6 protein-coding genes are annotated in these 6083 nt (G+C 39.7%); 3 read left to right on the top strand and 3 right to left on the bottom strand.

The window, feature by feature from the left end; all coding sequences use genetic code 11:
- Positions 1–197 precede the first annotated feature (197 nt).
- On the top strand, positions 198–992 hold the full coding sequence (locus ACIR310F_RS0104550) for a pseudouridine synthase (protein ID WP_028082799.1): 795 nt from the start codon (positions 198–200) through the stop codon (positions 990–992).
- Complete coding sequence (locus ACIR310F_RS0104555) at positions 989–1762, top strand: helix-turn-helix domain-containing protein (protein ID WP_028082800.1); 774 nt, start codon at positions 989–991, stop codon at positions 1760–1762. The genes ACIR310F_RS0104550 and ACIR310F_RS0104555 overlap by 4 nt, the downstream gene beginning before the upstream one ends.
- Positions 1763–1928: 166 nt before the next feature.
- On the opposite strand, the gene malQ is transcribed toward ACIR310F_RS0104555, so the two are convergent.
- Complete coding sequence (gene malQ / locus ACIR310F_RS0104560) at positions 1929–3437, bottom strand: 4-alpha-glucanotransferase (RefSeq protein WP_028082801.1); 1509 nt, start codon at positions 3435–3437, stop codon at positions 1929–1931.
- Between the two features lie 238 nt (positions 3438–3675).
- Between malQ and ACIR310F_RS0104565 the strand changes: the two genes are divergently transcribed.
- On the top strand, positions 3676–4107 hold the full coding sequence (locus ACIR310F_RS0104565) for an NUDIX domain-containing protein (protein ID WP_028082802.1): 432 nt from the start codon (positions 3676–3678) through the stop codon (positions 4105–4107).
- A gap of 99 nt (positions 4108–4206) precedes the next feature.
- Here the strand turns inward: ACIR310F_RS0104565 and rimM are convergent, their stop codons facing one another.
- Positions 4207–4896 carry a ribosome maturation factor RimM gene (gene rimM / locus ACIR310F_RS0104570; protein WP_028082803.1) on the bottom strand — a complete coding sequence of 230 codons (690 nt, stop codon included), beginning with the start codon at positions 4894–4896 and terminating at the stop codon, positions 4207–4209.
- A gap of 5 nt (positions 4897–4901) precedes the next feature.
- A partial coding sequence (locus tag ACIR310F_RS21550; protein WP_231387388.1) for a valine--pyruvate transaminase occupies positions 4902–6083 on the bottom strand: 1182 nt, incomplete at its 5' end.

A 6083-nucleotide genomic window follows, 5' to 3' on the forward strand; every position in this document is an offset into this window, starting at 1 on the left:
GTTTAGCTATTAAGTCAGGACTTACGCAACTGGCACATTAGCAAGGTGCATAACTACCGTCTACAATAGATTTTTAGTGTGACACTTGCATAAGTGCTATAAGTATCTTAAATAATTCTTAACTGTAATATAACAAAAAAGTTAAAAAATCAGTAGTATAATAGTATTCAATGAGAGAAAAAAGTGACAATTAAAACATGGAGGAACGATTACAAAAAATTTTAGCCCAATGGGGCATTGCCTCCCGTCGTGAAAGTGAAGAAATGATTAAACAATCAAGGGTGCGTGTTAATGGTATATTGGCACATTTAGGTCAAAAAGTTGATCCCCAACGGGACAAAATCTTGATTGATGATATACCAGTCCTGACAGAACAACGTCCATCTTTGATCTATTTATTGCTGCATAAACCAGCCGGATTTGTATCTACTTGCCATGACCCCCAAGGAAGACCAACTGTCCTGGATCTGCTACCCTCAGAATTAAGGGAGGGATTGGGTATTCACCCCGTTGGTCGTTTGGATGTAGACTCTACAGGAGCGTTAATCCTGACAAATGATGGGGAATTAACTTATGGACTTACCCATCCTAGTCATAGTATTTCTAAGAGCTATCGTGTTACTGTCCAAGGACATCCCCCCGCAGCAGTTATTCAGAGGTGGAGTCAGGGTGTAATTCTGGAAGGAAAAATCACCAGACCAGCCCGGGTGCGTTTAATTGAAACTTATATTAACCAAAGCTGTTTAGAAATTGTTTTACAGGAGGGAAGAAATCGGCAAATTCGTCGTGTAGCCGAACAGTTGGGATATCCAGTTATCAAGCTACATCGGACGGCCATAGGTTCAATTCAACTAAAGACGGCAATAACACCATTTTTGCAAGTTGGTGAATATCGTCATTTAACTCAAGATGAGATGATTTTTTTAAGCAAGCAGATAAATCGCACACCCATAAAGACAAAGCACAAGTTAAGGAGTAAAGCAAAAACATGAAATGGTTCAGAAAGAAGGATGAACAGCCAATCAAACCTTCTATCAAGCAACATCAAAGTGAAAAGTTGATACAGCTTGGCTCTCAACTGGCTTCCCTACGTCAGGAAAAGAATTTAACTCTTGATGAGTTAGTCCTCTTCACCAGAATTCCTCGACGACTTTTGCAAGCCATTGAAGAAGGTAATTTAAGCGACCTACCAGAACCAATTTATATTCAAGGTTTAATTAGGCAGTTTGCAGATGCTTTAGGAATTAAGGGGGGGGAATTTGCCAGTCATTTCCCGATTGGTTATCAACCAGTGGCTTTTAAATCCACTTGGAAAAACCAAAACATTGCTCAATTCCGTCCTATACATCTTTACCTGTTTTACATTGTTTTGGTTTTTTGCTCTGTTAACAGTTTATCTCATTTATTAAATAATGCTACATTGCAGTCCAATAATCGCCAAATTCAATCAAAGACAGCACAGCCATCAACACAACAAGAAACATCTTCTAATAAACAGCCCAGTAGTGAACAGGATCAGTCTGTACAAGTTGGTGTTACCTTAAAAGCCTCCTCATGGATTAGTGTGGTGACAGATGGTAAAACGGCTTTTGAAGGAGTTTTACCACAGGGTGCTAGTCGTACTTGGAAAGCTAGTCAGCAACTGATAGTAAAAACCGATAATGCTGGTGGGGTGTTAATGAGCGTGAATCGGCAGAAGGCTAAAGAAATGGGGGAAATTGGCAAAACCGAGGAAATCAAGATCGCTGCTCGGCCAAACTAACCGGAAATCATCGTTCAATTTTGGCTTATTTTGGCTTTTGGCTGGATCTCAATCAAGGGTGGTTTGATCAAAAATTTGGCGTTTTCGTCTATTCAGTCAAACCAGGACAAAATAGCGAAAACATCAGTTTTTTTCTGGTTTATTAGCCCAAAATTATTTAAGTAACTTAGGATTGTCTAGGGGCGCGTCCACAACGGAGGGTGAGAGTTTTTAAGCGATCGCTTAATTCTTGAGTTAATACACCTGCTTGATAACGCCATTGCCAATTTCCCTCCGCTGTACTTGGAAAATTCATTCTTGCATCAGTTCCCAAACCTAATACATCCTGTAAAGGTATAATCGCCTGATTAGCGATAGAACTCAAAGCTAATCTAATTAAATCCCAGTTTATGCCGTCAGGACTAATACAACCCAAATACAACAATAAATTTTGCTTTTCGTAATCATTTGCAACATTAAACCAGCCCACAGTTGTATCATTATCATGAGTGCCAGTATAAACTACAGCATTACGATTGTAGTTAAAGGGTAAAAAGGGATTTCCGGGATCAGAACCAAAAGCAAACTGTAATACCTTCATTCCTGGAAACTCAAATTGATCTCGTAGTGCTTCCACTTCTGGGGTGATAATCCCCAAATCCTCCGCGAGAACAGGTAACTTACCTAACTGCTTTCTAATAGTTTCAAATAAAGCCACACCAGGTGCTTTAATCCATTCACCATTCATAGCTGTTGTTTCTCCTTGGGGTACAGCCCAATAAGCCTCAAAACCCCGGAAATGATCAATGCGAATGATATCTACATAATCCAGCATGGCCTCAAAACGCAGTACCCACCATTTAAAGTCTTGTTTTTGTAATTCTTCCCAATTATAAACCGGATTTCCCCATAATTGACCAGTGGCGCTAAAATAGTCCGGTGGAACTCCCGCCATTAAAGCTGCTGCTCCTGTTTCCTCGTCTAGAGCAAATATCTCAGGATTAGCCCAGACATCAGCGCTATCATGGGCTACGTAAATGGGGATATCACCAATAATTTCTACACCATTTTCATTAGCATAGTTTTTCAGTTCTGACCATTGACGGAAAAACTCATATTGGACAAACTTATAATAAAAAATTTCTGCCGCTAATTCTTGTTCTATCGCAGCTAAAGCCGCTGGTTCACGCTTTGCCAATTCCTGCTCCCAATTATGCCAGCCTGCACCATTTTGGGCATCTTTAACAGCCATAAACAGAGCGTAATTATTTAACCAATAGCCTTTATCAGTACAAAACTTGGTAAAAGCTTGTTTTTGAGTTAAAGTTGCCTTAGTTTTAAAGTCTTCACAAGCTTTAATGAGTAAATTAACCTTAACCGGGATAACTTCCTGAAAATCTACATAATCTGCTGGAAAATCTGGCAAATCAGCTAAATCGGCTGTAGTTAATAAGCCCTCCTCTAGCAACTTTTCGGGACTAATTAAAAAGTAATTTCCCGCCATGGCAGAATAGCACATATAGGGAGAATTACCGTAACCAGTCGGACCTAGAGGTAAAACTTGCCAATATTGCTGGTGACTATTTTTAAGAAAATCAATAAAGTGATAGGCTTCCAGTCCTAAATCCCCAATACCAAAACGACTGGGGAAAGAACTAGGATGTAGTAGAATACCACTGGATCTAGGAAAAGGCATATTTAACCTGAAATATAGGAAAGGGTAATCGTTTATCAGTTACGCATCGAATTTATCATGGCATGGTTAGTCTTGAATGTTGTGATTTGTGAAGAAATAAGAAGATGAATCACAATGATCGTTATAATTGTTATATAACTAAGTGAAGCAGGTGAACGGATGTTAGTTGTCCGTTGTCCCTTGTCCGTTGTAAAAGAATATTTCTCTACCGTGTAACCTGTCACCTGTCCCCTGTTCAATGACTTACAGAAACCCTGCACCCACTGTTGATATCATTATTGAGTTAATTGATAGACCTCATCGCCCTATTATTCTCATTGAAAGACATAATGAACCTTTAGGGTGGGCGCTACCCGGTGGTTTTGTGGATTATGGTGAAACTGTGGAAAAAGCCGCAATTAGAGAAGCAGAGGAAGAAATAGGGTTAAAAGTAGAGTTAATTCAACAATTATTAGTTTATTCTGATCCCCATCGTGATTCCCGTCAGCATACAATTAGTATTGTATTTTTAGCAACAGCTACAGGTCAACCTTTAGCGGGTGATGATGCTAAGGGTGTGGGTATTTTCGAGCCTTGGTGTGTTCCTGGTGATTTGTGTTTTGATCACGACCGGATTTTGGGAGATTATTGGCAATATAGAAATTATGGGATACGTCCCAGATTGGGGTGAAGGATTTTAACAGCAAATTCATCTGATTGTAAGTAAATATAGGCAGGTAGTAATTGCAAATACAAAGAGTTATTAAACCACTTATGTGACACAGTTTAACTAATCATTAATTGATAACAAACCAGGAGGAGGAGTAATTTCGACGCGACGATTTTGCAAATCCACAACAGGGACAATTTCCATGACAAAGGGAATTAAAACTGTTTTTCCGGCTTTATCCTCAGCAAAAGCAGAATCTAATTTTACTTCTAATAAATCATGACCTGAAGGTAATATATCCACCAGTGTTCCCACCAACTCCCCAGAAGATTGCATAAAAACCTGCAATCCTAGCAAGTCTATCACATGAAACTCACCCGCTGCCAATTTAGGGCGATCGCTTATAGGCACAAAGAACCGACAGTCACGCATATTTTCAGCTTGAGAGCGATCGCTTACTCCTTTTAATCTAATCACATAGAGATTTTTACTCTCAATATAGCGTCCACTTAATAATTCTACAGGCTGAAGTTCCGTTTCCCCTGGACGTAATAACCAGCGTTTTCCTGGTTCTTCAAAACGTTCGGGAAAATCAGTATCAGGATAAACTCGCAACTCCCCATTTAAACCTTGAGGTGCGACAATTTTACCAATTTCTAACCAATCATCAAGATTAGGAATTGGTTGAGAACGGGGTTTCTCAGCCCTCACAGCACCAGGAAGAGCAGATTTTTCAGCTTTTACCCCTGCTGGCTGCTTCCTGCTTCCCTGCAATATTTTCTTCGTGTTCTTTGCGTCTTCGTGGTTCATTTCTCTTACACACTTATAGCCGCAACTTGATAAACCCGTTCAGCAACCTTAGCTAAACGCTGCATACCGATAATAATCTCCTCATCACTACCAGTCAAACTAATTCTCAGACATTGGTGTTTGTGTTCCCATTCCTCTTTTAAACCGGGGAAGAAACTACTACCAGGAACAACAATCACACCAACTTTCTTTAATTCCTGGTAAAATTCCCAATCAGTCATGGGTAAATCCTGCAACCACAACCACCCAAAAATTGCTCCTTCACCACGATGTAAGAACCAGGGTAAATTTTTTGGCATTGCCGATGCTAATGTACTTTCTAACACATCAAACTTTTGCTGATAGAAAGGACGAATCACATTTTCCGCAATATTTGCTAGTGTACCTGATTCTATGGCGCGAGCGGCGATCGCTTGACCATATCGAGAAGAATGAATTCCCACATTAGTTTGGAAACATTCTAAGACCTGAATTAGCTTTTCATGACCAATAGCCACCCCAATCCGTTCTCCAGGTAATCCCGCCTTTGATAAACTCATACAGTGGAGGATATTCTTCCCAAATACGGGAGTCATGTCTGTAAAATTCAACGCTGGGAACGGAGGTGCGTAAGCAGAATCAATTAATACAGGAACATGATGAGGTTCAGCTAAGTTAGTGATTTTATTCACTTCATCATTAGTTAAAACATTACCAGTAGGATTACAAGGACGAGAAAATATCACACAACCAGTATTTTCTGTAATGGAAAGTTGGTTAAAATCAGGACGATATTTAAAACGGTGTGCGTCCCTATCAATATCCAAAGTAGGCTTATAAGCGACTAAAGCTTCTGGGAACAAACAAACACCACCATAACCAGTATAATCTGGACTTAAAGGCAGGACAATTTCCTTTAAATTACCATCTTGAGTATAACCACCGAAAGCATTAGCAGCATAAAAATAGATAGTTTGACTACCCGCAGTAATTAAAATATTCCGGTCAGTTAAACTTAACCCATAACGCTGGTTAAAGTCCTTGACAATTGCGTCAATTAATGGTGAATAACCTTGACTTGAACCGTAACGACAAACAACCTCACCATATTCAGGACTAGCTAATAAATCTGCCGTACAATCCCGCCATAACTGTTCCACCTCTGGTAAAATCAGGGGATTACCGGCGCTCAAATTATATAATTCCTT

Source organism: Dolichospermum circinale AWQC310F (assembly GCF_000426925.1).
Taxonomy (GTDB): Bacteria; Cyanobacteriota; Cyanobacteriia; order Cyanobacteriales; family Nostocaceae; genus Dolichospermum; species Dolichospermum circinale.

Excerpts from the sequence above, each read along its gene's own strand:
- ACIR310F_RS0104550 (WP_028082799.1), top strand. The coding sequence starts at position 198 with ATGGAGGAACGATTACAAAAAATTTTAGCCCAATGGGGCATTGCCTCC.
- ACIR310F_RS0104555 (WP_028082800.1), top strand. The coding sequence starts at position 989 with ATGAAATGGTTCAGAAAGAAGGATGAACAGCCAATCAAACCTTCTATC.
- malQ (WP_028082801.1), bottom strand. The coding sequence starts at position 3,437 with ATGCCTTTTCCTAGATCCAGTGGTATTCTACTACATCCTAGTTCTTTC.
- ACIR310F_RS0104565 (WP_028082802.1), top strand. The coding sequence starts at position 3,676 with ATGACTTACAGAAACCCTGCACCCACTGTTGATATCATTATTGAGTTA.
- rimM (WP_028082803.1), bottom strand. The coding sequence starts at position 4,896 with ATGAACCACGAAGACGCAAAGAACACGAAGAAAATATTGCAGGGAAGC.